At 61.9% G+C, this 26,528-nt stretch carries 28 protein-coding genes; 14 read left to right on the top strand and 14 right to left on the bottom strand.

Features of this window, described 5'->3' with window-relative positions:
* The first annotated feature begins 2 nt into the window (after nucleotides 1–2).
* Nucleotides 3–1,283 (top strand): voltage-gated chloride channel family protein, encoded by a 1,281-nt coding sequence (locus JWQ61_RS11565; RefSeq protein ID WP_304360661.1) that lies wholly within the window; start codon nucleotides 3–5, stop codon nucleotides 1,281–1,283.
* A gap of 2 nt (nucleotides 1,284–1,285) precedes the next feature.
* Here the strand turns inward: JWQ61_RS11565 and JWQ61_RS11560 are convergent, their stop codons facing one another.
* From JWQ61_RS11560 to JWQ61_RS11550, 3 genes are all read right to left on the bottom strand, one after another.
* Nucleotides 1,286–2,536 carry an Hsp70 family protein gene (locus JWQ61_RS11560; protein ID WP_304360660.1) on the bottom strand — a complete coding sequence of 417 codons (1,251 nt, stop codon included), beginning with the start codon at nucleotides 2,534–2,536 and terminating at the stop codon, nucleotides 1,286–1,288.
* 117 nt (nucleotides 2,537–2,653) lie between these two features.
* The gene (locus JWQ61_RS11555; RefSeq protein WP_304360659.1) at nucleotides 2,654–3,667 is read right to left on the bottom strand and encodes a DUF2804 domain-containing protein; all 1,014 of its coding nucleotides are present in this window, start codon (nucleotides 3,665–3,667) and stop codon (nucleotides 2,654–2,656) included.
* A gap of 16 nt (nucleotides 3,668–3,683) precedes the next feature.
* Nucleotides 3,684–4,088: an SRPBCC family protein gene (locus JWQ61_RS11550; RefSeq protein ID WP_304360658.1), complete on the bottom strand. Its 405-nt coding sequence runs from the start codon at nucleotides 4,086–4,088 to the stop codon at nucleotides 3,684–3,686.
* Between the two features lie 255 nt (nucleotides 4,089–4,343).
* On the opposite strand from JWQ61_RS11550, the gene JWQ61_RS11545 reads away from it, so the two are divergent.
* The 5 genes from JWQ61_RS11545 to JWQ61_RS11525 all read left to right on the top strand — a co-directional run bounded on the left by JWQ61_RS11545 (nucleotide 4,344) and on the right by JWQ61_RS11525 (nucleotide 11,822).
* Nucleotides 4,344–5,789 (top strand): Wadjet anti-phage system protein JetA family protein, encoded by a 1,446-nt coding sequence (locus tag JWQ61_RS11545; protein WP_304360657.1) that lies wholly within the window; start codon nucleotides 4,344–4,346, stop codon nucleotides 5,787–5,789.
* Complete coding sequence (locus JWQ61_RS11540) at nucleotides 5,776–6,510, top strand: DUF4194 domain-containing protein (RefSeq protein ID WP_304360656.1); 735 nt, start codon at nucleotides 5,776–5,778, stop codon at nucleotides 6,508–6,510. Before JWQ61_RS11545 ends, JWQ61_RS11540 begins: the two co-directional genes overlap by 14 nt.
* Nucleotides 6,507–10,127, top strand: coding sequence for an ATP-binding protein (locus JWQ61_RS11535; protein WP_304360655.1), 3,621 nt, complete (start codon nucleotides 6,507–6,509; stop codon nucleotides 10,125–10,127). Before JWQ61_RS11540 ends, JWQ61_RS11535 begins: the two co-directional genes overlap by 4 nt.
* Before the next feature lie 66 nt (nucleotides 10,128–10,193).
* Nucleotides 10,194–10,742: a hypothetical protein gene (locus tag JWQ61_RS11530; RefSeq protein ID WP_304360654.1), complete on the top strand. Its 549-nt coding sequence runs from the start codon at nucleotides 10,194–10,196 to the stop codon at nucleotides 10,740–10,742.
* Nucleotides 10,743–10,778: 36 nt separating this feature from the next.
* A complete protein-coding gene (locus JWQ61_RS11525) occupies nucleotides 10,779–11,822 on the top strand; it encodes a 5'-methylthioadenosine/S-adenosylhomocysteine nucleosidase (RefSeq protein ID WP_304360653.1) in 1,044 nt (347 codons plus the stop codon).
* A 73-nt stretch (nucleotides 11,823–11,895) separates the two neighbouring features.
* Here JWQ61_RS11525 and JWQ61_RS11520 read toward each other — a convergent pair whose 3' ends face one another.
* From JWQ61_RS11520 to JWQ61_RS11485, 8 genes are all read right to left on the bottom strand, one after another.
* On the bottom strand, nucleotides 11,896–13,041 hold the full coding sequence (locus tag JWQ61_RS11520) for a D-alanyl-D-alanine carboxypeptidase family protein (protein ID WP_014008187.1): 1,146 nt from the start codon (nucleotides 13,039–13,041) through the stop codon (nucleotides 11,896–11,898).
* Between the two features lie 224 nt (nucleotides 13,042–13,265).
* Nucleotides 13,266–13,901 (bottom strand): alpha/beta hydrolase, encoded by a 636-nt coding sequence (locus JWQ61_RS11515; RefSeq protein ID WP_304360652.1) that lies wholly within the window; start codon nucleotides 13,899–13,901, stop codon nucleotides 13,266–13,268.
* Between the two features lie 42 nt (nucleotides 13,902–13,943).
* Nucleotides 13,944–14,264 carry a ferredoxin gene (locus JWQ61_RS11510; RefSeq protein ID WP_041742684.1) on the bottom strand — a complete coding sequence of 107 codons (321 nt, stop codon included), beginning with the start codon at nucleotides 14,262–14,264 and terminating at the stop codon, nucleotides 13,944–13,946.
* A 74-nt stretch (nucleotides 14,265–14,338) separates the two neighbouring features.
* On the bottom strand, nucleotides 14,339–15,508 hold the full coding sequence (locus tag JWQ61_RS11505) for a VanZ family protein (protein ID WP_304360651.1): 1,170 nt from the start codon (nucleotides 15,506–15,508) through the stop codon (nucleotides 14,339–14,341).
* Entirely contained in the window at nucleotides 15,508–16,110 is a 603-nt protein-coding gene (locus JWQ61_RS11500; protein WP_304360650.1) for an ABC-type transport auxiliary lipoprotein family protein, read from the bottom strand. The genes JWQ61_RS11505 and JWQ61_RS11500 overlap by 1 nt, the downstream gene beginning before the upstream one ends.
* Nucleotides 16,111–16,160: 50 nt before the next feature.
* Complete coding sequence (locus JWQ61_RS11495; RefSeq protein ID WP_304360649.1) at nucleotides 16,161–17,108, bottom strand: MlaD family protein; 948 nt, start codon at nucleotides 17,106–17,108, stop codon at nucleotides 16,161–16,163.
* 27 nt (nucleotides 17,109–17,135) lie between these two features.
* Nucleotides 17,136–17,906, bottom strand: a complete 771-nt coding sequence (locus JWQ61_RS11490; protein ID WP_304360648.1) for an ABC transporter ATP-binding protein — start codon at nucleotides 17,904–17,906, stop codon at nucleotides 17,136–17,138.
* A complete protein-coding gene (locus JWQ61_RS11485) occupies nucleotides 17,906–19,030 on the bottom strand; it encodes an ABC transporter permease (protein ID WP_304360647.1) in 1,125 nt (374 codons plus the stop codon). The genes JWQ61_RS11490 and JWQ61_RS11485 overlap by 1 nt, the downstream gene beginning before the upstream one ends.
* Nucleotides 19,031–19,260: 230 nt before the next feature.
* Between JWQ61_RS11485 and JWQ61_RS11480 the strand changes: the two genes are divergently transcribed.
* The 3 genes from JWQ61_RS11480 to JWQ61_RS11470 are packed head-to-tail and all read left to right on the top strand — an operon-like array spanning nucleotide 19,261 to nucleotide 21,576.
* Nucleotides 19,261–20,112 carry a biotin--[acetyl-CoA-carboxylase] ligase gene (locus JWQ61_RS11480; protein ID WP_304360646.1) on the top strand — a complete coding sequence of 284 codons (852 nt, stop codon included), beginning with the start codon at nucleotides 19,261–19,263 and terminating at the stop codon, nucleotides 20,110–20,112.
* A gap of 3 nt (nucleotides 20,113–20,115) precedes the next feature.
* Nucleotides 20,116–20,886 (top strand): type III pantothenate kinase, encoded by a 771-nt coding sequence (locus tag JWQ61_RS11475; RefSeq protein ID WP_304360645.1) that lies wholly within the window; start codon nucleotides 20,116–20,118, stop codon nucleotides 20,884–20,886.
* A gap of 3 nt (nucleotides 20,887–20,889) precedes the next feature.
* A complete protein-coding gene (locus JWQ61_RS11470; RefSeq protein ID WP_304360644.1) occupies nucleotides 20,890–21,576 on the top strand; it encodes an SPOR domain-containing protein in 687 nt (228 codons plus the stop codon).
* 3 nt (nucleotides 21,577–21,579) lie between these two features.
* Here the strand turns inward: JWQ61_RS11470 and JWQ61_RS11465 are convergent, their stop codons facing one another.
* On the bottom strand, nucleotides 21,580–21,768 hold the full coding sequence (locus tag JWQ61_RS11465; RefSeq protein WP_304360643.1) for a cysteine-rich CWC family protein: 189 nt from the start codon (nucleotides 21,766–21,768) through the stop codon (nucleotides 21,580–21,582).
* Nucleotides 21,769–22,006: 238 nt separating this feature from the next.
* On the opposite strand from JWQ61_RS11465, the gene argB reads away from it, so the two are divergent.
* On the top strand, nucleotides 22,007–22,909 hold the full coding sequence (gene argB / locus JWQ61_RS11460; protein ID WP_014008176.1) for an acetylglutamate kinase: 903 nt from the start codon (nucleotides 22,007–22,009) through the stop codon (nucleotides 22,907–22,909).
* A gap of 57 nt (nucleotides 22,910–22,966) precedes the next feature.
* Here argB and JWQ61_RS11455 read toward each other — a convergent pair whose 3' ends face one another.
* Nucleotides 22,967–23,683 carry a pseudouridine synthase gene (locus JWQ61_RS11455; protein ID WP_092395695.1) on the bottom strand — a complete coding sequence of 239 codons (717 nt, stop codon included), beginning with the start codon at nucleotides 23,681–23,683 and terminating at the stop codon, nucleotides 22,967–22,969.
* Nucleotides 23,684–23,807: 124 nt separating this feature from the next.
* Between JWQ61_RS11455 and JWQ61_RS11450 the strand changes: the two genes are divergently transcribed.
* From JWQ61_RS11450 to JWQ61_RS11440, 3 genes are all read left to right on the top strand, one after another.
* The gene (locus JWQ61_RS11450; RefSeq protein WP_041742679.1) at nucleotides 23,808–24,050 is read left to right on the top strand and encodes an AbrB/MazE/SpoVT family DNA-binding domain-containing protein; all 243 of its coding nucleotides are present in this window, start codon (nucleotides 23,808–23,810) and stop codon (nucleotides 24,048–24,050) included.
* Nucleotides 24,047–24,442, top strand: coding sequence for a PIN domain-containing protein (locus JWQ61_RS11445; RefSeq protein ID WP_304360642.1), 396 nt, complete (start codon nucleotides 24,047–24,049; stop codon nucleotides 24,440–24,442). The genes JWQ61_RS11450 and JWQ61_RS11445 overlap by 4 nt, the downstream gene beginning before the upstream one ends.
* A gap of 104 nt (nucleotides 24,443–24,546) precedes the next feature.
* Nucleotides 24,547–24,894 carry a low molecular weight protein tyrosine phosphatase family protein gene (locus JWQ61_RS11440; protein WP_304360641.1) on the top strand — a complete coding sequence of 116 codons (348 nt, stop codon included), beginning with the start codon at nucleotides 24,547–24,549 and terminating at the stop codon, nucleotides 24,892–24,894.
* A 13-nt stretch (nucleotides 24,895–24,907) separates the two neighbouring features.
* Here the strand turns inward: JWQ61_RS11440 and JWQ61_RS11435 are convergent, their stop codons facing one another.
* Nucleotides 24,908–25,501 carry a DNA-3-methyladenine glycosylase I gene (locus tag JWQ61_RS11435; protein WP_304360640.1) on the bottom strand — a complete coding sequence of 198 codons (594 nt, stop codon included), beginning with the start codon at nucleotides 25,499–25,501 and terminating at the stop codon, nucleotides 24,908–24,910.
* Between the two features lie 194 nt (nucleotides 25,502–25,695).
* On the opposite strand from JWQ61_RS11435, the gene JWQ61_RS11430 reads away from it, so the two are divergent.
* On the top strand, nucleotides 25,696–26,528 hold an 833-nt coding region (locus JWQ61_RS11430; RefSeq protein WP_304360639.1), incomplete at its 3' end, for a D-amino acid aminotransferase.

Raw genomic sequence — 26,528 nt, 5'->3', positions numbered from 1 at the left:
TGATGCTGGTGTATCTCGCGCGCTGGCTGATATTGGCTTCCGTGGTCGGCGCCCTGGCCGGCCTGGCGTCGGCAGTGTTGCTGCTGTCGCTGGAGTGGGCCACGGATACCCGCAACGCCCATCGTTGGCTGTTGTGGCTGCTGCCGCTGGCGGGGTTTGCGGTAGGACTGGTTTACCACCTGCTGGGCAAATCGGTGGAAGGCGGCAATAACCTGCTGATCGATGAAATCCACGATCCCCAGCGCATCGTGCCCAAGCGCATGGCGCCGCTGATCTTGCTGGGCACCGTGATTACCCATCTGTTCGGCGGTTCCGCCGGCCGCGAAGGCACGGCGGTGCAGATGGGCGGCGCGCTGGCCGACATGGTTACCCGCATCGGCCGGCTGGGGCCGGACGAGCGCCGCATCCTGCTGATGGCAGGCATCAGCGCCGGGTTTGCTTCGGTGTTTGGCACGCCGCTGGCCGGCGCCGTGTTCGGGCTGGAAGTGCTGGCCATCGGCCGCCTGCGCTACGACGCCATCCTGCCTTGCTTCATCGCTGCCATCATCAGTGACCAGGTGCCGGCTTTGCTCGGGGTGCACCATACCCATTATGCGATTCCCTTCGTGCCCCATTTCAGCATCGGGATCTTCGCCGCGACGCTGGCGGCCGGCATCGTGTTCGGCCTGGTCGGCATGGTGTTCGCGCAAGCGACCCACGGTTTGTCGCACTTGATCAAGCGCCTCATCAAGTTCCCGCCGCTGCGGCCGTTCATCGGCGGCATGGCGGTGCTGTTGCTGGCTTTGCTGCCGGGAACGGATAAATACCTTGGCTTGGGGATTCCGACTATCGTCGAGGCTTTCGAGAAACCGCTGCCGCTGTATGACTTTGCCGGCAAGATCGTTTTCACGGTGGTGACCCTGGCGTCCGGTTTCAAAGGCGGCGAAGTGACACCGCTGTTTTATATCGGCGCTACGCTGGGCAACGCCCTGGCGCAATTATTGTCGATGCCGGTTCCGGTGCTGGCCGGCCTGGGGTTCGTGGCGGTATTCGCCGGCGCCGCCAATACCCCGATCGCGTCGACCATCATGGCGATCGAATTGTTCGGGCCGGAGATTGGCGTGCTGGCGGGCATTGCCTGCGTCGTCAGCTATCTGTTTTCCGGACATACCGGGATTTATCATGCGCAGCGGATAGGCCATGGCAAACGCATGGCGATCCCGGAGGGCATGCGTCTGTCGGAGATGGCCGGCTTGCGCAAGCGTGGCGGCAAGCCAGATAAAACCGAAGGTCCGATCGAATAGGATCAGCCGAACTTGCGTACCGCATCCAGCGCCAGGCCGGCGCCGATGCTGCCGAACAAATCTCCCTCGACGGCTTTCGCCGACGGCACCAATGCGGCGATCTTGTGGCGCAGCAGCTGCACGCCGCTGGAGCCGCCGGTAAAGAATACCGTATCGACTTGCGCCGGCGTCACGCCGGCATCGCGCAGCAGGTTGCCGACAGTATCTTCCACCGTGCTGACCAGGTGCCCGATGCTGTCGTTGAATTGCTGGCGCGTCAGGCTCAAGGCCTGGCCGGGAGCGATGCGGTCAAGGCTGAGCTGCACCGTTTCAGCGTCGGACAAACCGATCTTGCCCTGTTCCACCTGCAAGGCCAGCCAGTGCCCGGCGCGCTGTTCGACCAGGTCCAGCAGGCGGCTGAATTTTTCGCGTTCGACGGTTTCGCGCTGCACGTCTTTCAGCTGCAGCCAGGCCTTGCGCGTGTAGATCTGGTTGATGGTGTGCCAGGTCGCCAGGTTGAAGTAATAGCTGGACGGCACTTCGCTATTGTTCACCAGGCGGCTGCCCAGGCCCAGCATCGGCATCACGCTCGACAAGCTCAGGTATTTATCGAAATCGGTGCCGCCGATGTGCACGCCGCCGGTCGCCAGGATATCGTCGCGCCGTTCGCTGCTGGCGGCGCGCTGCGGCGACAGGCGCACCAGCGAAAAGTCGGAAGTGCCGCCGCCGATGTCGGCGATCAGCACCAGCTCTTCGCGTTCGATGCTGGATTCATAGTCGAACGCGGCGGCGATAGGTTCGTACTGGAAAGCGATGTGCTGGAAGCCGACCGAACGGGCGATGTCCGCCAGCGTATCTTCGGCGCGCTGGTCGGCGGCCGGGTTGTCGTCGACAAAAAATACCGGACGGCCCAGCACCACGCTCTGGAAATCCTTGCCGGCGGCCAGTTCGGCGCGGATTTTCAGTTCGGCGATGAAATGGGTCAGCAGGGCGCGGAACGGCAGCGCACGGCCGCCGACCTCGGTCTGGGCATCGATCAGGCTGGAGCCTAGCAAGCTCTTCAGGGAACGCATCAGGCGCCCCTCGTAACCGGCCAGGTAAGCGCTCAGGGCGGCGCGGCCGAAACTGAAAGCGTCGTCTTCCGCGTTAAAGAACACCACCGACGGCAACGTGACTTTGCCGTCTTCCAGCGGCAGCAAGGCGTTTTGTCCGGGCCTGCTCCAGCCAACCGTGGAATTAGACGTGCCGAAATCCACGCCGCAAGCATTTGACATTCCATGCCTCACAAATGAAAAATTGGTCGGCAATGGTATACCAAAGATATTGGCGATGCAGGGTAAATGCGACAGGTGTTGGAAAATTGCGAATCTGTATATTGGTGTGCGGCAATGTCACCAGCGCGAGAAATGTTCCTCGGTTACGCCCACCAGGTGTTCCACCGGGCGCGGTGCGGCGCCGGGCTCCGGCTTGACCCAGCCGCTGAAACTGCCTATCGGCTGGATATAGCGGGTGGCGGCGACCAGCAGGTTCTTGTTTTCGCGGCGCGCCCCTTCCGGCATGAATTGCAGGTCGAGCAGGCCGTCGTCGGTAAAGATGTGCCAGGGCGCCAGCGGCGCTGACAGGTCGTACTCGAAACGCACGTGGCCGAGCGCATGCAGCTGGCCGTCCAGCCACAGCACGTTTTCCTGCTTGCCGAAATAACCGGCTTGCAGGTTGAAGCCGATGTCCAGGCCATGGGCCGAAGCCCAGCGCCATTCGGTATTGCGCGCCAGCAGGCCGTTGGAATAGTCGAAGCTGGCGACGCCGCCATCCAGCGCAAAGCGTTCATCACCCACGCGCACTTCGCCGGTGAGCGGCATGCCGGGCGATTTCTGGGTGGCGTGCACCGAGCCGTGCACAATCGGCCCGACCGCCAGGAACAAAGGGGCAGCCTGACCGGCCTCGAATTCGGCCTCAAGCTCGAACTGTTCGCACTGCACGCTGAGCTGGTACATGCCGGCCGGATCGCCCTCGGCCGGCGGCTGGTAGTCGATCCGGTTGCCGAAACAATGGAAGCGGCTAGGGCCGCCAGGCCGGTCGCTGACCCTGGCGCTCAGGCCTGGTATGCCGTCTTGCGAAAAACCGGCGATCTGCTTGCCTTGCTGGCGGTCGAAGACATAGGCGAAAGCGGTATTGGTCCAGCCGACGTCGACAATCGCGATGCCGCACAGCAGCTGCGGCGTCGACAGCGCTACATATTGCCAGCGCTTGTGATGGAAGCGCCGCCACAGCTTGCTGCGGGCGTAAGGCGCGGCCAGGGTCGACCAGTCGATGATGCCGGTCTGGCCGGCATAACGTCCCATGCAAGGCTGGCCGTCGGCAGCGATGACATTGACGGGAGCCGCGGGCAGGGATGCGGCAATCATGGCAGGCAATCAGGCATCAGCGAGCTTCCAGCAGTTGTTTCAGGACGGCCAGGTCGCGCAGCACCCAGTCCGCATCCGCTTCGAATTTTTCATCCGACATGTGCTCCAGCCGGAACAGCGTGAAATGCAGGTCGCAGCCGTCGCCATTGGCGATCAGCCGCATCGGGATATAAATCTCCGCACCCGCCGGCGGCGTCACCCAATGGTCCAGTACGCCATAGGGATTGTGCGCGCTAAACCGGATCTTGACCTGGCCTTCCGCGGTGTCGGCGAGCCATTCGCCGTTTGCCTGGGGCAGGATTTTCCCCAGGCCGCTGGCCCATTGCGCAAAATTCTCCGGGCGCGAGGCGAACGCGTAGGCATCCTGCAGGCTGCGGCGGATGGTAATGCTGAGATGGCGGGTGAGGCGGCTCGATGGCACGGTGTCTCCTGGCGGATAGGCGGGGAATGTCTGATTGCATTCTGGAAATGCATGTTACGGATGCCCCGGCTTTCTGTCTACTGTATAAGATAGCGGCTCGTTATAGCCGACGCTAGCCTTTACAATGGCGGGTTGGACTTTAATTTACACAATTATGTCGCCGGCGGCATCGCCCGGCGCCAATACCCGATATATTTTCATTTTTACAACGTATTTGCGTAACGCATTTTTTGGCAACCAAGGCAGGCAACCCGATTGTTTTTTGAACCAGACCGACTTAATTTTTTCCGGCCGCTGGCCGGCAAGCACCGCGGCGTGGTGGTGGCTTGCGTGCGCGCGCTGTATGAGCGGCTGCACGGCCCCAGCGCCGACTACGGCCAGAATTTGACGCGCGACGGCTTGCGCGACCTGCTGTTGCCGGTGGTGCAGGAATCGAGGCAGGTTTTGCTGGCGCAGGAAGAGGCGGCGGCGAACATGGAGCTGGCCGAGGACGATTTGATTCCCGCCGGCGCCGACGACCAGCAAAGCAGCAGCGCGCTACTGCGCACCCTGCTCAGGGACGGCTGGCTGGAAACCTTCGGCGACCGCGCCGGCCTGGTCACCGCCTACCGTTTCACGCGCGCCGGCAAGCTGTTTGCCGAGGCGTTCTGGGCCATAGACCGGCGCAGCGCGCGCACCCGCCAGCGTAACGTGCGCAGCTGCCGCAATGCGCTCAACGCCGCGCTGCGCAATGTCGACGCCTACGATCTGATCGATGCCTACGACTACGCCGAAAAAGTCATCAGCGACCTGTCCGAGGGCGTCGATTATTTCCAGGAACTGGTGCGGCGCCTGATGCTGGAAGCCTCGCAAACGCCGTGGGACGGTTTCATGGAATTCCTCGACCGTTTCGAGAAAGAGTTCAAGAAGCAGCTGACCGCCGACAGTATCGAACGCCACCGGCAGGCGATCCGCGACGTGATCGCTCGCTTGCACAGCCTGGAGCACGACAAGTCGCAGGCGCTGGAAGACCAGCTCAACGACATCGCGCGCTGGGCCAGCCAGGAACGGCAAGGAGCGTCGACGCTGGAATGGATGCTGGACCGCATCGAAGAAATGGTGGAAGCGGCCTGCACCACCAAGCACCCGGAGCTGATCAAGGCCATGAGCGTCTACATGCAGCGCGCCGCCAGCATCGTGCAGCAGGCGCTGATGCTGCGCGGCGGCCAGACTCGGCAAGCCTACAGCCTGGCCATCAGCCAGACCGCCAAGCTCAGCGGTGTGGCTCAGGACGCCTTGCTCGAGCGTATCGGCGCCGCCATCGCACCGGCGGAAATCCGCCTGCTCGATCCGGCCGGCTTCAAGCTGCGCAGCGCCTCGCAGCGGCGCAAAGCCCTGACGGTGACCGCGCAGCCGAAAGTGACGCGCGACGCCCGGCTAGCGGCGGCCATGTACCGCGCCGAGGCCGACGCCTTCGCCTTGTCCAACGACGACATCGTGCACCGCATCCGCGCCGAGCTGCGCCTGCGCGACCGGCCGATCCGGCTGTCGACCTTGCCGGCGGCGACCACTACCGACGTCCTCAACAACATGCAAGTGGTGGAAGCCGTGCGCGGCGCGCGCGACGACCGGCTCACCGTGCAGAAACTGCCGAGCAAGCTCTGGAACGAGTTTTATGCCGGCGACGATTACCAGATCGAGATGAAACATGACCCTGAATGAAACACTGAACCAGCAGCTGGCGCTGCAGAGCCTGTCGCTGGAGCGCTTCCGCGAAATCGTCGGACGCCTGTTCGCCGCCGGCATCGTGCTGCGCGAGGAAGACGGCGTCGAGCAGCGCCTGTACGACGACGCGCGCCGCATCGAAACCTGCCTGGGCGATTATTTCCAGCTCGGCGGCTTCCGCCTTGAGCACAACCTGAAAGGCGAATTCTTCCGCCTGTACGCGCCCGGCGCCGAAGTGCCGGGTTTACCGGAAGACGGGCTGGAGCCGGTGCCGGGTTTGCGCGCGCGGCTGTCGCCGGATTTTGTCGCAGCGGCGCTGGCGTTACGCTTCCAGTACCAGCAAGGTTTGTCGGAAGGCGGCAACCGGCTGACCGATTCCGGCGAAGTGCTGACGCGCTTCGAGGAATTGTCGGCCACGCTGCAGACGCAGCTGAAGCGCGCACTGCCGCCGACCAATATCGAGCGGCAACGCCTGCTCAACGATCTCAAGCGCCATCGCCTGATCCGGCTGGCGGCGAATTTTTCCATGGACGATGAAGACGCCTTGCTGGCGATCCGGCCGACCATCCTCGGCATCATCAGCGACGACATGCTGGAAGCTGCGCTGGAATCGGAGCCGCTGCCGGCCGGCGCCGAGAACGAGACAGGACAAGCCAGCCTGCAAGCCGTGGCGGAAGACGAATTTACAGCGCAAGGCATGGAAGGAAACCTCGAATGAAGCTGGACAAACTGATCCTGGTGAACTGGGGCGCCTTGCGTTCGCAGGAATACCCGATGGGCAACATGACGTTGCTGACCGGCCCTACCGGCTCCGGCAAATCGACCATGCTGGACGCCTTGCAAACCGTGATGACGGCGGTTTACCAGAATATTTTCAGCTACAACCCGGGCCAGGATGAAACCACCCAGGGCGCGCGCAACGGCAAGACCAAACGCACCTTGTGGTCCTACATCGTCGGCGCCGAGGATAACCTGTTCGCCCGTCCCAACGGCGCGCACGGCTACATCGCCGCGGTATTCAAGCCTAGCGAAGGCGAAGAAGGGCGCGAATTCACCGCGCTGGTCGCGGCTTCGGCTCGCGTCGACGGCGCCGGCGAGCGCCGCCAGGCGGTGTCGGAACGGCTGGCCTTGCTGATCATCGATGGCGTCGCATTGCAGCTGGGTGACCTGACCTCGACCGAGATCGATGGCGGCATGGCAGTGGTGGCGGTGGAAAAGATCGAGCACCACCTGGCCGGGAAATACCGCGGCATCACCAATTTCCGCGACAGCAAGCGCGAGTACCTGTGCCAGCTGTACGGCCGTTTCCGCGGCCAGAAAACCGTCTCCTTCGCCGAAGCCGAAAGCGCGGCCCGGGCCTGGAGCCAGTCGATTGCCCACAAGCCTATCGGCAGCGTCGACGACCTGGTCAAGCACCAGATCCTGGAACTCGACACCAGCCAGCTGTCGCAGCGCATCGGGCAGATCAGCAAGCTGATGCGCCAGGTCAACGAATTGCGCAAGGAAGGCGAGCGCCTGAGCGACAACGTCAAGCGCCTGGAGCTGCTCGGCAAGGCCGTCGGCGATACCGCGCGCGCGCATCAGTCCGCCAGCCAGTCGCAACTGCTGGTGTCGTCGCTGGCCTTGCGCGAAGACCAGCGCCAGCTGGAAGCCGCCACCTCGGCCATCGAAGGATTGCAGGCGCTGATCGGCGATGAAACCGAGAGCGCCGACAAGCTGGAACAGGATCGCGGCGCCAAGAACCGCAGCTTGACGCAGATCCATGCGCAGATGATGGGCATTCCGGCGGCCGAGCAAAAAACCCGGATCCAGAACCAGATCGAACAGAACGACGGCAAGATCAAGACGGTGTTCAGCTCGCTGCAGCACAATGCACTGGCCGCCCAGCAGCTGGAAAGCGCGGCGCGCAATGTGGCCGGCATGCTGATTCCGCCGGAACAGAAGGAAATTGCCGATGCCGCCCGCCAGATAGTGCTGGCGCTGTCGGCCGCCGGCACGCTGGACCTGGCCACCCATTTGCGCAGCATAGGCGAACTGGCCAAGTCGGAAGAAGTGGATGTGCTGAAATCGCTGATGCTGGTCAACGACTTTGAAGGCGTTGACGCCGCCCTCGGCAAACTGCATGGCGCGCTGGCCGGCACCGAACACAGTTTCGTTTCGGCCTTGCATACCCAGATTGCGCAGCTGCGCGCGGCTGAGCATGACGCCTTGCGCCATGAAAAAGACGCCGCTTCGCGCAAAGCCAACCTGGCCGAAGGCGGCGCTGATTATCCGCAGCATATCCGCCATGCGCTGAAAGAATTCCGTTCCGAGCTGGCCGCCGCGCGCGCCCAGGTGCTGTGCGACCTGGTAGAACCGGTTTCGGCCGAATGGCAGCCGGCAATCGAAGGTTATCTGGGCGGCGCCCGTTTCAACCTGGTGGTCGACCAGGCATGGGAAGGCAAAGCCATCGATTTCGTACGGCAGAAGAAACTGCGCGCCAATGTGATCCAGGGCAGCTTCTGCCTGAAAAACCTGAAAATAGAAAGAACCCCGAGCGATTCGATCGTGCACGAACTCAGCACCGAGCATCCGATCGCCCATGCCTATCTGCACGACCAGTTCGGCCAGGTGGTCAAGGTCGCCGATACCGAAGCCCTGCGCCATACCTCGCGCGGTCTGACCAGGGATGGCAAAGGCAGCGGCTCGCGCACCATGTTCACCGCCGACACCGACCTGCTGGTGTTCGGCCAGGAAGCCAAGCGCCTCGCCAAGCAGCGCGCCGAGCAGGAGCATGCGCAGGCGGAACGCGAACTGACCCAGGTGCGCACCCAGTTGCGCGAGCTGCAGGGGGCGCTGGCCCTGATGGGGCAGTTGCAATGCCCGTCGTTTGCCGCAATCGACGAATTGGAAGCCCTGGTGCGCGAGCTTGACGCTGCCCGCCAGGACCTGAGCAGGCTCGACCTGACCCAGGTCAGCAAGCTGGAAGACGAAGCTGAGGCCCTGGGCATCGAAATCGCCGCCCTGGAAGCGCGCAAGACTGCTTGCAGCAAGAATATCGGCGGCCACGAAAAAGCCATACAGGGCCATCAGGCTGCGCTGACGCGCCTGCATTTCGGCATGGGAGCCAAACAGGCAAGGGTCGACAGCGATACCGAAAAACTGCGCGACCTGTGCATCGTCAACGGCAGCCTGTCTTTCACCGCGCTGACGGACCAGGTCGCCGCCTGGGTGGATGAGGGCAGTTATTCGCAGTCGCAGGCATCGAGTAATGTCGCCAAACAGACGGCGCTCAGCTGGCAGCTGTACGGCGATGCCCGCAATGCCCTGGGCGAATACCACGCCCATGCGCGCATCGACGAACGCTTTGAAGTGACTCAGGGCGACGATCTGCGCGACGGTGATTTCACGCCTTTGTATGCGCTGATGGTGACCTTGCAGGAACGCACCCGCGCCCAGCTGACACGGCAGAAAGATATCGGCCTGATCAAGAACCTGGAGCAGCTGCGCACCGCCGAAGCCTCGTTCAACGATGTATTCACCAAGCAGTTCTGCTACGAAATCCGTAACGCCGTCGATACCGGCGTGCGCACCTTGAAGACGCTCAATACCGAACTCGACAAACTCAAGTTCGGCACCGACAAGTTCCGCATCGACTGGTCGGAATGGGTGCCGGAATTCAAGGCTTATTACGATTTCTTCTGCGCCACTTCCGAGATGTCGGATACGCAGGAAGCCGGCAACCTGTTTGCCGATCCGGTCCTGAGCGCGGACAACTGCCAGGTACGCGATCGCCTGGTGCAATTGCTGCTGTCGGACGACGAAGACAAGGCGGTCAAGGAATTGCAGCGGGTCGCCGATTACCGCAACTACCGCCGCTACGAAATCTACAAGGAATCGGATACCGGGTCGCATGTCCGTTTGTCTGAATGGGGCACCGGTTCCGGCGGCCAGCTGGAGACGCCGGCCTATATCATTCATGCCGCGGTCGTCACCAACCGCCTCAAGCGTTTCGAGAAGGGCAACAGCCTGCACCTGCTGGTCAACGACGAATCGTTTGCCAAGATGGATGAAGGGCGCGCCCGCGACGTCTTGAAATTCCTGCGCGACCACCTCGGCATGCAGCTGATCTGCGCCATGCCGACCAAGCATGCAGGCGCCATCAAGCCGGAATTCTCGCGCGAATGGAGCTTCAGCCGCACGGTGGCGGATGGCAACGGCGAAGTCGGGTTCGTCTCGGAATCGGACGAACGCGAACTGCGCTCGGACAAGCTGCGCGAACTGTGGGAATTGCGGCGGGCCCAGGTGCGCGAGCAGGCGCAGATCAATTTCGAGGCGGCCGAGCAGGCTGCCTGAACGCGGGTGTGTTCTGACATTAAACTGGGTTAGACTGGCGCGATCAGCCACGTTGGAGAAAAGCTCATGGCAATTCCCGCTCATCCCTCCCTGTTTGTGTCGCTCGGCATCGCCGCGCTGGTGGTCTGGCGCCTGTATTCGCGGATCCGGCGCATGGTCGTCCGGCAGAAGCTGTCGAAGGTAAGGCCGTGGATCACCATTTGCCTGTTTACCTGGGTGATGGGCATGCTGTCATTCGCTTCCCTGGCGCAGCCCGATCATCTGGCGGCGATCGCCGGCGGCATTGCCCTCGGCATCGGGCTGGGCATCTACGGCCACCGCCTTACCAGATTCGAACAAACGCCCGAGGGCCTGTTCTACACGCCCAGCGCTCACCTGGGCATCGCGCTGTCGCTGCTGTTCGTCGGCCGTATCGTCTATCGCCTGGTTCAATTCTACCTTGCACCCGGACCGCAGGTCTGGACCCCGAGCCAGTTTTCCAGCAGCCCGCTGACCCTGCTGATCTTTGGCATCCTGGCGGCTTACTATGTCACCTATGCGATCGGCCTGCTGCGCTGGCGCCATGGCCTCAGGCCGGGCAATGCCTCGCCTGCCGCGGGGCCGGAAAATACCTGATCCACTGACCCTTTTTGCCAAATGAAAGGAAAGCCCTTGATTGCTCCTGCTCCTGTATTAAAAATGTTGCGCCAGGCCGCTTGCGCCATGCTGGCCGGCGCTGCCTTGATGACTACCGCCGGCGCGGCGCCGCTCGCAAAGAGCCATTGCCTGAGCGAATGCAAGCCGCGTATCGGCATCGTTTCGGCGTTCGGCGCCGAGGCCGATATCTTGCTGGAGCAGACGCAGAAAAAGCGCGAGTGGAAAATCAACGGCAACCGGTTTACCACAGGTGAACTGCGCGGCAACCAGGTGGTGATCGTGCTGAGCGGCGTCAGCGTGGTGAACGCTACCATGGTGACGCAGCTGATGATGGATCATTTCCGTGTCGAGCGCCTGCTGATGAGCGGCATCGCCGGCGGCGTCGATCCGGCCAGCCATGTCGGCGACGTCACTGTGCCTGAAAGCTGGGCGATGCCGATGGAAGTCTACTGGAACGGCGACGGCAGCCTGCCTTCGCCGTGCGGCGCGGCCGGCGACGTCAGCTGCCTGGGCGTCAAGCTGGCGGCCGACAACGGCAAGCCGCGCCCGGATTTCAAGTTCGATACGCCCAACGGCCCGGTCAGCAGCGGCCTGTTCATGCGCGACAATTTCGTGATGAACGAGACTAACGCGCCGCAGGGCGAATTCCGCTTCGAGTTCCAGGCCGATCCCGAGATGCTGGCGCTGGCCCGCACCCTGAAACCGGCGCTGGCGAAATGCGGGCCGAAGAATCCATCGCTGTGCGTCAGCGTCCAGCCTGAGTTGCGGGTTGGCGGCCGCGGTGTTTCCGGCAGCGCTTTCCTGGCCAATCCCGGTTACCGGGCCTATCTGTTCGATAACCTGCAGGCGCAGGTAGTGGATATGGAAACCGCTGCTTTTGCCCAGGTGGCTTATGCCAACCGTGTGCCTTTTATCGCTTTCCGCAGCTTGTCGGACCTGGCCGGAGGCAATGATTTCAAGGATGTCGGCGCTTTCTTCGGCAGCGGCCTGGCGGAGACCAACGAGGCCAGTGTGACGCTGGCCTTCCTGGAAGCCTGGAGCCGCCGCAACCGGCGTTGATCTGCTCTCCCCATAAAAAAAGACAGCCGCGGCTGTCTTTTTTTTGTTCAGGCCCCAGTTGGGGCCGCCGTATTTATTTGAACAGCAAGCGGATCGAATCCCAGGCGCGGCCGAAGATGGTGGCCTGGGCCACATCTTCCAGCGCCACTACCGGGAACTCGGCAATGGTCTTGCCGTCGGCGTTTACCTTGACGGTGCCGACCTTGGCGTTCTGCTGGATCGGCGCGATCAGCGGATCGGTGCGTTCCAGCACCGGCTTGATCTTGTCGGCGATGCCCTTCGGCACGGTCACGTAGACGTCATGCGTGAAGCCGATCTTGATCTGGCTCTTGGCGCCTTTCCAGACTTGCGGCGTATCGATGGCCTGGCCCTTGGCGTACAGCTTGACCGCGTCGAAGTTCTGGAAGCCCCAGTTCAGCAGCTTTTGCGCTTCTTGGGTGCGGGTGCCGTCGGAGTTGGTGCCGATCACGACCGCCAGCAAACGGCGGTCGCCGCCTGCGTTCGGACGCTTGGCGCTGGCGATGATGGAATAACCGGCGCTGCTGGTGTGGCCGGTCTTCATGCCGTCGACGGTTGGATCCAGCCACAGCAGGCGGTTGCGGTTAGGCTGGGTGATCTTGTTGTAGGTGTATTTCTTGGTCGAATCGATCTTGTAGAACTCGGGGAAGTCGACGATCACGTGGGCCGCCAGCGTCGCCAGGTCGCGCGCGGTCGAGTAGGTGTCTGCGCTCGGCAAGCCGTGCGGGTTGCCGAAGTGCGTCGATTTCATGCCCATGCGTTCGGCTTCGTGGTTCATCAGCGCGACGAAGGAATCTTCGGTACCGGCCACGGCTTCCGCCAGCGCTACCGCGGCGTCGTTGCCCGACACCACCATCAGGCCGTACAGCAGGTCGTTGATGGAGACCGGCGTATTCGGTTCGATGAACATCTTGGAGCTGCTTGGATCGACCTTCCAGGCGCGCACCGAAACGTTGACCATCTGGTCGAGGGTGATTTTCTTGTCCTTGAGCGCATCAAAGACCACATAGGCGGTCATGATCTTGGCCAGCGAAGCCGGTTCGATGCGCATGTCGGGATCTTGCGACGCCACCACCTGGTTGCTGGTGGTGTCGAGCAGCAGCCACGATTTGGCGGCCACTGTCGGCGGCGGCAATGTCTGGGCAAAGGCTACGGATATGGAGAGGACAGTGGCAGCGAGCGCCGCGAGTATTTTTTTCATGGAGTATCGAGTAATGAAATCAGTAGCAACAAACCTGCATCATGTGAACAACGAGTGTGGACGATGAGCAACTTTATCTGCGTAAGGGGTTGAAAAATGCGTAAGCGGAGGCGGTTAATGGACAACCGCATACAACCATGCCGACAGAATTATAGCGCCACCGCCTCCCCGGACGGCTTAAACACTAAACGAACCTGCCTGTTTAGCGCTCAAACCGCGGTCTGTCAGCGACGCCACATTTCGACCATGAGATTCTTGATATGTTGCAGCCGGCGGTGAAAAAAATGATCGGCGCCGGGAATCACGATCACCGGGATGTCCTGCGGGCGCGCCCATTCGAATACCGCGGTGAGCGGAATCGTATCGTCCAGCTCGCCGTGGATCAGGATGCTGTCGGCCGGTACAGTCGGCATCGGCCATTTGCCGGCGGCGGTGCCGACCAGCACCAGCCGTTCGGCCGGCGTTCCGGCGGCTTCCAGGCGCTGCTGCAGTTGCGCCTGCACGAAAGTGCCGAACGAGAATCCGCCGAGCACCAGCGGCAGGTCGGGATATTGCTGGCGCATGTGGGCCAGCAGCAGGGCCATGTCGTCGGTCTCGCCACGGCCTTCGTCATGCGTGCCTTCGGATTTGCCGACGCCGCGGAAATTCATGCGCACCGTGACATAACCCAGCGCCAGGAAGCCGCGCGCCAGCGTATGCACCACCTTGTTGTCCATGGTGCCGCCGAACAGCGGATGGGGATGGGCCACCAGCGCCAGGCCGCGCGGCGCGGCGAAGGTTGCGGGATCCGGCAGGTCCAGTGCACATTCGAGCTGGCCGACCGCGCCGGCGATGAAAAAGGGAAGCGTTTGAGCGTTCATTGCATTGATGATTCTGAGTGATGATGGTGGAATGCGTGCTGCTTAGATTTTCAGGCGTTCGACAATCTTGCCGCCGACGATATGGACATCGATGATTTCGTCGATATCTTCATTGTCGACGTAGGTGTACCAGACGCCTTCCGGATAAATCACCAGCGCCGGGCCTTCTTCGCAGCGCTCAAGGCAGCCGGCCTTGTTGATCCGCACCTTGCCTTCGCCGGCCAGGCCGAGCTGCTTGACGCGCCTCTTGGCATGCTCTTGCGCCGCCTGGGCGCCGGCATTGGCGCAGCAGACGCGTTCGCCCGGTTCGCGCTGGTTCAGGCAAAAAAATACGTGATGTTCGTAAAACGGCTTATCGCTCATGGCAGGATTCTGGAATAGTTGACCAATACAGACGGGAATCATACACCGCCGGCATTTTGATTTCAGGAGCGGGGCTAGCGCGAGTCGCGTTGCGACTGCCGCTGTGCCGCCTTGCGGCGCCGCTTGTGCATGGGATGGAACAGGAACCACAGCGTGCAGAACGGCCACAGCAAGGCCAGGAATTGGGCGACGCCGTTGAAGTTCAGGAATTTCCCCTGCGACCAGGTTTGCACGGTTTCGGTGTAGTAGGGGTTGTCCGGCATGATATTGACCAGCAATAAAGATATCGCCAGGGTCAGCCCGGCAAGGCGCCGTTGCGCCAGCTGCGGCGCATACGCCAGGCCGCTCAGCATGAGGCCGCCGATCAGCAGGCCGCCGAACGAGCCCGGGGTCAGCCAGACGAAGGCGTTGTCAGGCGCGAACAGCAGCGCCGTCGCCAGGATCTTGATCATCAGCGTGACAAACACCAGCAGCAGGGTCAGCGGCAGTTTCGGCGCATGCTGGCGCAGCAGGATCAGGAAGGTCAGGGCGGCGCCGGTCAGGCCGCAGGCGGTGATGATGGTTTCGGTCAGCCAGTACTGGTCGGCGCTGAACTGGATATCGTTGGTCAGCCAGGCTTGCAGGTCGATAGGCTGTTCCAGGAAATCCGACAGCCAGTTCGACAGCATGGAAGTGAACTGGCCGAAGCCGAACAGGTGGCTGAGCGGATAAATCTGCGCCAGCGGCCACAGCGCGACCACCACCATGCCTTGGCTGGCTTCCCGGTTGAACCAGTGTTCGCGCAGCTGCAGCAAGCGGCTGTCGGGACCGAAGCGCGGCCGCAGGATCACGCCCAGCACGGCGCCGAGCAGGGCGCCGGCGCTGTTGGTCATCAAATCGAGGTTGGAGGCGACGCGGGTCGGCAGGAAGGTCTGCACCGCTTCCATGCTGCCGGAGACCAGGATGCCGGCCAGGGTGGCCAGCAATACCGCCCAATACGGCGACCAGCGGCGCGAGCGCGGCAACGACAGCACCATCAGCATGCCCAGCGGCAGGTAGCCGGCGATGTTGGTCCAGACGTCGAACACTGTCCAATAGTGCGGCAGCGGCGTGTCCAGGTAGGCAAAGGCGGTCAGGCCGAGGTCGCGCCAGCCGGTGAACGGGTACCAGCTGGCGTAGACGATCAGCAGCAGGTAGATCAGCAGGCTGACGCGGGCGAACGAGGACGCGGCCGAGGAGGTTGTCGGGATTGCTTGCTGCGTCATTATTTCTTCGGCGCCACTGTCGCCAGCCAGCCCATCAGGTCATCGATTACGCCGTCGTTGGCCGCCACAAAAGCGCTGGCGGCGCCGGCGGCGTCGGCGCTGGGTGTCGGCGCCTGGCGGCTGAAGCTCTTTTGCGCCAGCAGCGTGCGGCCGTTGAACAGAGAAGCCCGCACCTGCAGCGTCGCCAGGCTGTGCGACGGCGTATCGAAGGTTTGCGTGAAATCATCCATGTCGATGCGCAGCAAAGGAATATTCAGCGCGGCATCCGACATCGCCAGCACCGTGCCGCCGGCCTGCGCCAGGCGCGACTTCAGGCGCTGCTGGAACAGCTGCGCCGGCGGCATGGTCCAGCGGCTGCCGGCGTACGGCCGCGGCTGCAGCTGGTTGGCGTAGGCCAGGCGGAAATAGATCATGTTGTTGTCCAGCCAGGCCGGCGCATTGACGTCGGCCAGGCTGACCGCCGGCAAGGACGGCGCCGCGGTTGCCGCTGCGGGCGGCAGCAGGCCCAGGTCGTATTGGGTCGGAGCGTCGATCTTGCTGGCGCAGCCGGCGACCAGGGCAATCGCAAGGAAGGACGACAGGGTTTTCAGGATAGCGGTCATGGCATGCCTTTAATCGGTTGGCGACAGGGTGGTCTCTGTCGCGCGTGTGTTTATTTGCCTGGAGCTACAAAACCGGCTTCGCCAGGACCCGGAGGCAGCGGCTTGCTGCCGAACAGGATGCTTTGCGGCTGCTGGTTGAAATGGTCCATGGTCTGGTTCAGGTTGCGCATCGACGAACGCGCCTCCGTGGTCAGCACATTGAAGCGCGGCAGCGTATCGTATTCGACGCCGTTGGCGACCGAGCCGATATTCTGCACCGCCCCGGCCAGGTTGGCGACAGCGCCGTCCGGTCCTTGCAGGCTGTTGGTCAAGGTATTGAGGTTCTTGCTGAGCACCATCATGTTGTTGGACAGCGCGGTGACCGAGGCCAGCGTCTGGTTCAGCTGGCCGGTCAGCGCCGGCAGCTGCTTCAGGGTCGGCTGCAGCTGTTGCGGGATGCCCTGGTATTCATTGACGGTCTTGCTGACGTCGCTGAACGCTTTCACCATGGTTTTCTGGTTCTCCGGATCCAGCAAGCCGTTCAGCTTGTCGACCATTTCATTGGCGCGCGACAGGATCAGCGCGCCCTTGGTCTGCAGGTTGTCGAACAGGCTGGGGCGCAGTTCTATGCGCGCCAGGTGCTGCTTGCTGCTGTCGAGCTTGAGCGGCTTGCTGCCGTCGTCGTCGAGCTGGATGTAGGCGATCCCGGTCACGCCCTGGTAACCCAGGGTGGCGAAGGTGGATTGCGTCATCGGCGTATCCGGATTGATCTTGATCTTGATCAGGATCTGCCCCGGCGACTTGGGATCGAAGGTGATGGTGTCGACCTTGCCGGCGTCCAGGCCGCGATAACGGACGTCGGCTTGCGGGTTGAGCCCCGGCACCGACAGCTTGGTGGCGATCTCGTAAGGAATCCGTTCCACCCGGTCGCTGTTGAACCACATGACGCCGAACAGCGTCGCGATCAGCAAGGCCACCGTGAACAACCCGGCGATCAGGGCATGCGCTTTATTTTCCATAAGACTTCCTATCTACACTTTCTGCATTTATCCGCAAGTTTCGTGCTCATAACGGTTGGCAGTAAGAAAAAATGTTTCGATGAACGGATGGCGCACCTTCATCACGCGCTCCGGCGTGTCGTAGGCGATCACGTGCTTGTCCGCCAGCACCGCAATCTTGGTCGACAGCGCCAGCAGCGGTTCCAGGTCATGGGTGATCATCACCACGGTCAGGCGCATGTCCTTGTGCAGCGAGCGGATCAGTTCGATGAAGGCCGCCGACGAGGCCGGATCGAGGCCGGCGGTCGGTTCATCCAGGAACAGCAGTTCCGGTTCCAGCGCCAGGGCGCGCGCCAGCGCCACCCGCTTGATCATGCCGCCGGACAGGTCGGACGGCATCTTCAGCGCGTGTTCGGGGCCGATGCCGGCCATCTGCAGCTTGAGCAAGGCGGCGTCCCTGATCAGCTGGTCCGGCAGGGCGCGCAATTCGCGCATCGGCAAGGCTACGTTGTCGAGCACAGTCAGCGCCGAGAACAGGGCGCCCTGCTGGAACAGCATGCCCCAGCGGTTCTGCAACGCGTACATCTGGTCGACATCGGCCTGGCTGATATCGGTGCCGAACACCGTCACCTTGCCTTTGGTGGGCCGGTTCAATCCGAGTATCTGGCGCACTAGCGTGGTCTTGCCGGAACCGGAGCCGCCCACCAGGCCGACGATCTCGCCGGCGTCGATGCGCAGGTCCAGGTCCTGGTGGATCACGGCCTGGCCGAACTGGGTCCAGAGCTTGTCGATCTCGATGATGGGTGTGTGCTCGGCCATCAGAATCCCACGCCGCTGAAAATGATCGCAAACACCGCATCGGCCACGATCACGATGGTGATGGCGGTCACCACCGAAGTGGTGGTGCCGTGTCCCAGGCTTTCGGTATTGGGCTCGATGCGCAGGCCGAAATAACAGGCCACCATCGCAATCAGGCCGCCGAACACCGCGCCTTTTCCGAGGCCGATCAGGTAGTTGGGCAGCGGCACCGCATTCGGCAGCTGCTGCAGGAAATAGGTGGGCGACAAACCCAGCTGCAACTGCGCGGCGACCATGCCGCCCAGCAGGGCAATCGCATCGGTCCAGATTACCAGCAAGGGCATCGCCACCAGCAAGGCCAGCACGCGCGGCAGGATCAGGCGGAAGCCGTGCGGCAAACCCATCACCAGCATGGCGTCGAGTTCTTCGGTGACGCGCATCACGCCCAGCTGCGCGGTGATCGCCGAACCGGAGCGGCCCGCCACCAGGATCGCCGCCAGCAGCGGCCCCAGTTCGCGGATGATGCTCATGCCGAGGATATTGACCAGGTAGATGTCGCCGCCGAAGGTATGCAGTTGCTGGGCCGATAAAAACGACAGCACCACGCCGATCAGGAAACCGACCAGCGCGGTGATCCCCAGAGCCTGGTAGCCGACGTGGTAGACATTGGCGGAAATCTCCTTCCACGGCGCGCGCTGCGGCGCTTGCACCATGCGCAGGAAATCCAGCACCAGCTGTCCCAGCAGGGTGATGAAACCGGACACGTGCTCCAGGATGTCGACACCCAAGTCGTAGATCACATTGAACAGGCGGCGGCGCGGCGGCTTGGGCGGCAGGGCCAGGGTGCCGGCGCTGGCCAGGCGCTGGAAAAAATCTCGGTGCTGCGGCGCCACGGTCAATTGTTTGGGACGGGTCTTGCCCCATGCGTTCCACAGGAATTGCGCGCCGATATGGTCCAGCGTGCCGATCTCCGACAGGTCCCAGCGCAGCGTGTCGTTTTGCCTGGCCAGGTTTTTCAGCTTGGCCTGCAACGCCTTGATCACCCCCGGCTGGGTCAAGGCATGCACCTGCCAGTTGCCGTGGGCGGCTACCAGGCTGCCATCTTTGAGATCAAGAACAGGAGTAGTGGAATCTGGATTCGGCATCGCATCAGTTTAAGGGAGAATTGCTTTCCACACTATGACAAGTAGTGATAAAACCAGGCTGCAGGCAGCAGCGGCGCAGGCGATTTAACGGTTTCTAGAGAAATATGCCATACGGATTAGGCATGTCGTTGTTTTTTATTGTGTTTACATGGGTAAAACCATGCGTTGCGAGCTGCATTTTCCTCGCTTTTTCTCCGCTTTTTCCTGTTACTCCCGCTACAATGCGCGGCATGACCGCACAATTTATTGCACCAATTTCGCCCGCGAGCCAGTTGTCCGCTGCCCGCATCGCCGCTTTTGCCGGCCTTCACGCCGAGCAATGCCTGATCGAAGTCGTCGCCGAAACCGGTTCGACCAACGCCGACCTGCTGGCGCGCGTCTCTGGCAACGACCGCGACAGCGGCAAAGACGCGCTGCGCGCACCGACCTTGCTGGTGGCGTTGACGCAGACTGCCGGCCGCGGCCGCGCCGGCCGCGCCTGGCTGACGGCGCCGGCGGCGGCGCTGACGTTTTCGCTGGCCTGGCCGTTCGCCTCGCCGCTGCAGGCGCTGGTCGGTTTGCCGCTGGCGGTGGGCGTGACGATTGCCGAGACCCTGGCCGATTTCGGCGTCGAGGTCCAGCTGAAATGGCCGAACGACGTGTTGCAGGGCGGCCGCAAGCTGGCCGGCATCCTGATCGAAACCGCGACCGCGCCGGACCAGCAGCTGTGGGCGGTGATCGGCATCGGCATCAATCTCGCCATGCCGGAACAGTTACAGGAGCAGATCGGCCGTCGTACCGCCAATCTACCGGCAGCGGCAGCGCAGGACCGCGACTTGCTGCTCGGTGCATTGCTGAGCGGGCTGGCGCAAAACATGTGGCAATTCGAAAGCGAGGGCTTGCCGGCTTTTGTCGAACGCTGGAACCGGTTGCATGCGTTTGCCGGCCAGCAGGTAGCGATCCTGGACCAGGGCAAGACGCTGCACGAAGGCAAGGCGCTGGGCATCGACCAGATCGGTCGCCTGCTGCTGCAAACGGATGGCGGCAGCAGCCCGATTGCAATCATGGCCGGCGATATTTCATTGCGCCCGAAGGAAGGCTGAACCATGGGCATGCTGTTGATCGATGTCGGCAATACCCGCATCAAATGGGCGCTTACAGCCTTGCCGGTGGCGGGCGAGCTGGCCGGCGCGTGGCTGGAAAGCGGTTCGGCGGCGCATGGCGAGCTGGTGGCGCTGAGCGAGCGCTGGCGCAAGCTGGCGGTGACGCGCATACTGATTTCGAACGTTGCCGGCGAGCATATACAGGAGCGCTTGCAGACGCTGCTGGAGACGGTTTTCGGCATTGCCGTGCGGCCCCACTGGTTTGTCTCGCTGCCGCAGCTGGCCGGCCTGCGCAATGCTTATCGCGATCCGGCGCAGCTCGGCTGCGACCGCTTCGCCGCGGCGCTGGGGGCGCAACGGCTGTTTCCGCAGCAGACCCTGCTGGTCGCCACCTGCGGCACCGCCACCACGATCGACGCGGTCAGCGCCGACGGCGTGTTCAGCGGCGGCATGATCCTGCCGGGGCTGGGACTGATGGCGACTTCGCTGGCGCGCAGCACCGCGCAGCTGCCGCATATCACGGACCATGTGCAAATCAACACGCTGTTTGCCGACAATACCGACGACGCCATCATCAGCGGCTGCATCAACGCCCAGGTCGGCGCCATCGAACGGGCGTTTGGCTTGCTCGGCCGGCAATCGCCGGGAGCGCACATACTGTGCGTGGTGGCCGGCGGTTCGGCGGCGCTGATTGCGCCCTATCTGTCCATAGCGCACGAAACAGTTGATAATCTGGTATTGATCGGTCTACAAACTGCCGCGGCAACTATTTAAGCTATGTTGAAAATAATTTTCTGGCTGTTGTTATTGGCGAATGCCGCCTTGTTTGCCATGCAAAAAGGCTATCTCGGCGCGCTCTACAGCGACGGCAGGGAGCCGGCGCGCATCGGCAGGCAGCTGCAGCCGGACAAGATCAGGATGACGGCGGCCGAGAGCGCTCCGGCTGCGGCTACCTCGCTCGCCAGCGCCGCGCTGGCGCCGGCAACCGCGGCCGCCGACCTGGCGCCGGCGGCTTGCACCGAAGTCGGCAATTTCAGTGCGGCCGAAGCGCGGCGTTTTTCGAGCCAGCTGGCGGAGCGCATGCCGGCCATCAAGTTCGTCCGCCGCGAAACCCAGGAAGTGGCCAGCCATATGGTGTACCTGCCGTCGCTGGGCAGCAAGGAAGCGGCCGACGCCAAGGCCGACGAGGTGCGCCGGCTGGGAATCAGCGACTTTTTCGTGATCCAGGATTCGAGCCCGCTGCGCTATGGCATTTCGCTGGGTATCTTCAAAACCGATGAAGCCGCGCAAAAACAGGTCGCCGGCCTGGCCAAGCGCGGCCTGAGCGGCGCCAAGGTCGGCACGCGCAGCGTCAGTTCCAGCAAGGTGGCGTTCCAGCTGCGCGACCTCGGCGGCGATAACAGGCTTGCCTTCGACAAGATCAAGCTGGATTTCCCTGCCCAGGAAGTGCGCAGCTGCCCTTGACTCTCAGGGCAGTGGTTTCTCTGCTGCCTGTTCTTGCTGCAGCAGGCGCTGCAGGCAATCCGGGCAATAGCATTCGGTTGCAGTCAGCTGGGCGCTGGCCAGCGGCGGCAGGCGGCTGCACCAGCAAGGCTGGTCTGCATGCTGGCCGGCGCCGCAGGAAAACTGTTGCCGGCAGGCGGGGCATTGCGCCATTCTGCTTATCCTTTGAATGCAGTGGGGAATCGGCTCCATGATAACCATCTTCCCGGCATTGATATATATACGCAACATCGCAAGATTATTGGCTGGCCTGCCGCACCTAAGCCAGCGCATTTCCATGTAAAATCGCGCTGATCCATCGCGCAGCGATTTTTAACTCCATCGAGTTGCAGTCTTTGCACCTTTTTATTCTCTTCTGACAAGCTCAGAAACCTCTCTTGTAGGACTGTCCATGGCCGATTTGACCAACGATCTTGCCAACGTTGCCCCAGGAATCAAAGCTGAAATTCTGGCCGAGGCGTTACCTTACATCCGTCAGTTCCACGGTAAAACCATTGTCGTCAAATACGGCGGCAACGCCATGACCGAAGAGCGCCTGAAGCACGGCTTCGCGCGCGACGTTATCCTGCTCAAGCTGGTCGGCATGAACCCGGTGGTGGTGCATGGCGGCGGTCCGCAGATCGACAACGCCCTGAAGAAAATCGGCAAGCAAGGCACTTTCGTGCAAGGCATGCGCATCACCGACGAAGAAACCATGGAAGTGGTGGAATGGGTGCTGGGCGGCGAAGTGCAGCAGGATATCGTGATGCTGATCAATCACTACGGCGGCCAGGCAGTCGGCCTGACCGGCAAGGACGGCGGCCTGATCCGGGCCCGCAAATATCGCATGCCGGACCGCGAAAAGCCGGGCGAATTCCTCGACATCGGTTTTGTCGGTGAAATCGAAGCGATCAATCCGGCGGTGGTCAAGGCCTTGCAGGACGACGCTTTCATCCCGATCATTTCGCCGATCGGCTTTGGCGCCGATGGCCAGGCCTACAACATCAACGCCGACGTCGTGGCCGGCAAGATCGCCGAGATCCTGCATGCGGAAAAGCTGATCATGATGACCAACATTGCTGGCGTGCAAGACAAGCAAGGCAACCTGGTGACTGACCTGTCAGCCCGTGAAATCGATGAAATGTTCAAGGACGGCACTATCTCCGGCGGCATGCTGCCGAAGATTTCGTCGGCGCTGGATGCCGCCAAGTCGGGCGTCAATACAGTGCACATCATCGATGGCCGGATCGAGCATTCGCTGTTGCTGGAAGTGCTGACCGAACAGGCGTTCGGCACCATGATCCGTTCGCACTGATTTCCCGGCAAAACCGGCGGCAGGAAACGCAAGACTCAGGTCTTGCGTTTTTTTTGCCTAGGCCGGCACCAGCAGGGCCAGGTGCTCCGGCTCCAGGTAGCACCATTCTCCCAATTCCAGTTCCAGCGCTTCCAGCGTCAGGCCGCCGATGGCGGTGCGGCGCAAGGCCGAACAATGATTGCCGGCCGCGACCAGCATGCGCTTGACCTGGTGGTATTTGCCCTGTTCCAGCACGATCTCGATTTCATGCGTGCCCAGCACGCGGCAGCTGACGGCCGCCAGCGTTTGCGGCTCGTCATGCAGCTTGACGCCGGCCAGCAGGCTTTGCACCAGTTCTTCGGTGACCGGATCGTGGGTAGTGGCGACGTACAGCTTCGGCACATGCCGCTTGGGCGACGATTGGGCATGGATGAAACTGCCGTCGTCCGACATCAGCAGCAGGCCGGTGGTGTCGTGATCGAGCCGTCCGACCGGCTGCACATCGCGCCAGCTGAACTGCTCCGGCAGGATGCTCAGCACCCCGGGGTGATGGCTGGGTTTGCGCGAGCATTCGATATCGGCCGGTTTGTTGAGCACGATATAGACGTGTTCGCGGTAGGTCCATTCTTCTTCGAACAGGGTGAACACCAGGCCGTCGGTGTCGGGCGTGGACTTGTAGTCGGTGACGGCGGCGCCATTGATGACGACTTCGCCGTCCTCGATTAACTCACGGCAATATTTTCGGCTGCCGAAACCCTGCGATTGCAGGATACGGTCTAAGGTCAGTTTAGGCATGGCGGCAATGTAGCAGAACAGCGTGGCGACGGGAAGGGCGGTGTTTCCCCTTGGTTTGCCGGCAATCTTGATTTTTTGTTTTCCTTACTATAAAGTAAGGAATAAAGAATTTGAAAGGACTGATATGTCTACCGCTACCGTGACTTCCAAAGGTCAGATCACGATACCTGCTGCGGTACGGGCCGCGCTCGGCCTGGATACCGGAAGCCGGGTTGAATTTGTGGAAATTGAGAATGGACAATATGCGTTTGTTGCGGCCACTGAAGCCGTGCAGTCCCTGAAGGGAATGCTGCGCAAACCCGCTGCTCCTGTCAGTATCGAACAAATGAATCAAGTCATTGCGCAGCGTGGCGCCGGCAAACGATGATCGGCCTGGATACCAACATCCTGGTGCGCTATGTCGCGCAAGACGATCTCAAGCAATCGCCCAAGGCGACAGCATTAATCGAATCGCTTTCCGATGCCGATCCAGGATTTATCAGCCTGGTCGCTTTGGTGGAGCTGGTATGGGTAATGCAGGGATGTTACCAGGCGACAAAAGACGAAATCGTCGCCATATTGGAAAAATTGCTGCGCGTGCGGACATTCAAAATCGAAAATGCTGAAATTGTCTTAAGGGCGTTGCATGTTTACGCGCGCTCAAACGCAGACTTCGCAGATTGTCTCATCGAGCGTTCGGCCGATGAGGCCGGTTGCCTGCATACGGCGACTTTTGACAGCAAGGCTGCCAAGAGTGCCGGCATGCGGCTTGTCGGGTGAGTCGGGAGTCGTTCCGTGTTTGCGCCTGCGTGAAAAACCATGGACAGCAGCCGCTGGCTACGGCTCAAACACTTCCGCCTACAAATAAAACAGCAAACCGGTAAATGACTAAATTACTCTTTGTCTGCAGCCGCAACCAGTGGCGCAGCCCGACGGGCGAGCAGGTATGGCGCCGCCAGCCAGGGATACAGGCGCGTTCGGCCGGAACCAGCCCGAATGCGCGCAGGAAAATCAGTGCCGGCGACATCAGCTGGGCGGATGTGATCTTTGTGATGGAGAAAAAGCACAAGAGCCGCATCGTCGCTGAGTTCGGGCGCTTGCTGGAACACAAAACCATCCACGTGCTGGATATCCCGGACGAATACCAGTACATGGATCCGGAGCTGGTCGAGCAGCTGACCGATGTGGTCGCCCACCTGCTGGCGGACCAGAGCGGTTCGCCGCAAGATTAGATTGGCATCGGAATTACTCAGCCACCGCTTGGTGCCGGAAGCATTCCACGCAATGGTCGTTGACCATGCCGATCGCCTGCATGTAGGCGTAAATGATGGTCGAGCCGACGAATTTGAAGCCGCGCTTGGCCAGGTCCTTGGAAATGCGGTCGGACAAGGGCGTGGTGGCGGGATTGCCGCCCAGCAGCGTCCATTCGTTCTGGATCGGCTTGCCGTCCACATAGGCCCACAGGAAAGGCGCCAGGCCGCCGGTTTCGGTGCGCAGCTTGAGATAAGCCTGGGCGTTGCTGATGGCGGCGGCGATCTTCAGGCGGTTGCGGACGATGCCGGCGTCGGCCAGCAGGGCGGCCACCTTGTCCTGGTCGTAGCGGGCGATTTTCTTGGCGTCCCAGTTGTCGAAAGCGCGCCGGTAGTTGTCGCGCTTGTTGAGGATGGTTTCCCAGCTGAGGCCGGCCTGCGCGCCTTCCAGGTTCAGCATTTCGAACAGCCGCACCTCGTCATGGCAGGGTTTGCCCCATTCCTCGTCGTGGTAGGCCAGGTAACGCGGGTTGGCGGGATTGGCCCAGGCGCAGCGGGTAAGGACGGGGGTGGCGGGGGTGACAGTCATGGTCGGGACACGGGAGGAACGCTTCCTCGAAGTTGAAGTATGCACATGCTACCGCATCGCGTCGAAATCATCCGGCCATGCCGGAAAGGGTTCCCTGGGGCCGGATCCATCCATCTCCCGCATACTTTTTTTGCATACCCTGCAAGCTGGCGCTGTGCCAGAATTGGATTCCCACATTTTTCAGGAATCCGATCATGCAAGACCTGGTCTATCTCAATGGCAGCATGACGCCGCTGTCCGAAGCGCGCATCCCTGTACTCGACCGCGGCTTTATTTTCGGCGACGGCGTGTATGAGGTGATTCCTATCTACGGCCGCAAGCTGTTCCGTTCCGAGCACCACCTGGCGCGCCTGTTCCGCAGCCTGGCGAAAATCAGTATTACAAATCCGCATGACAAGGAACAGTGGCTGGCGCTGATCCAGGGCGTGATCGACGCCCATCCGGCGGATGACCAGATGGTCTACATCCATGTAACGCGCGGTGTCGCCAAGCGCGGCCATGCGTTTCCGAAAGAAGCGCTGACGCCGACCGTGTTCGTCATGACCAACCCGCTGGTATTGCCGAGCGACGCCTTGCGCGCCAGCGGCGTGCCTTGCGTTTCGATGGAAGACCAGCGCTGGCTGCATTGCGAAATCAAGTCGATCTCGCTGCTGGGCAATGTGCTGGCGGCGCAGAACGCCGCCGAGCACGGCGTGGTGGAGGCGATCCAGTTCCGCGACGGCTGGCTGACCGAAGCGTCGTCGTCGAATGTCTGGATCGTCAAGCACGGCAAGCTGATGGCGCCCCCCAAGGACAACCTGATCCTGGAAGGAATCCGCTACCGTCTGATCGAAGAATTGTGCGCTGCCGGCGGCATTCCGTTCGAAGCGCGCCGGATTGCGCGCGAAGAGGTGTTTGCGGCTGACGAAGTGTTGTTGTCGTCGGCTACCAAGGAAGTGCTGCCGGTAGTGTCGATCGACGGCAAGGCTATTGGAAACGGCGCTCCCGGCCCCATATACAAGCAGTTATACGAGGCTTATCAGCTGGC

This window comes from Collimonas fungivorans (assembly GCF_028292705.1).
Taxonomy (GTDB): Bacteria; Pseudomonadota; Gammaproteobacteria; order Burkholderiales; family Burkholderiaceae_D; genus Collimonas; species Collimonas fungivorans_B.
Note: the sequence above shows the minus strand (reverse complement) of the source record. Positions and strands in the feature narration are given on the sequence as shown.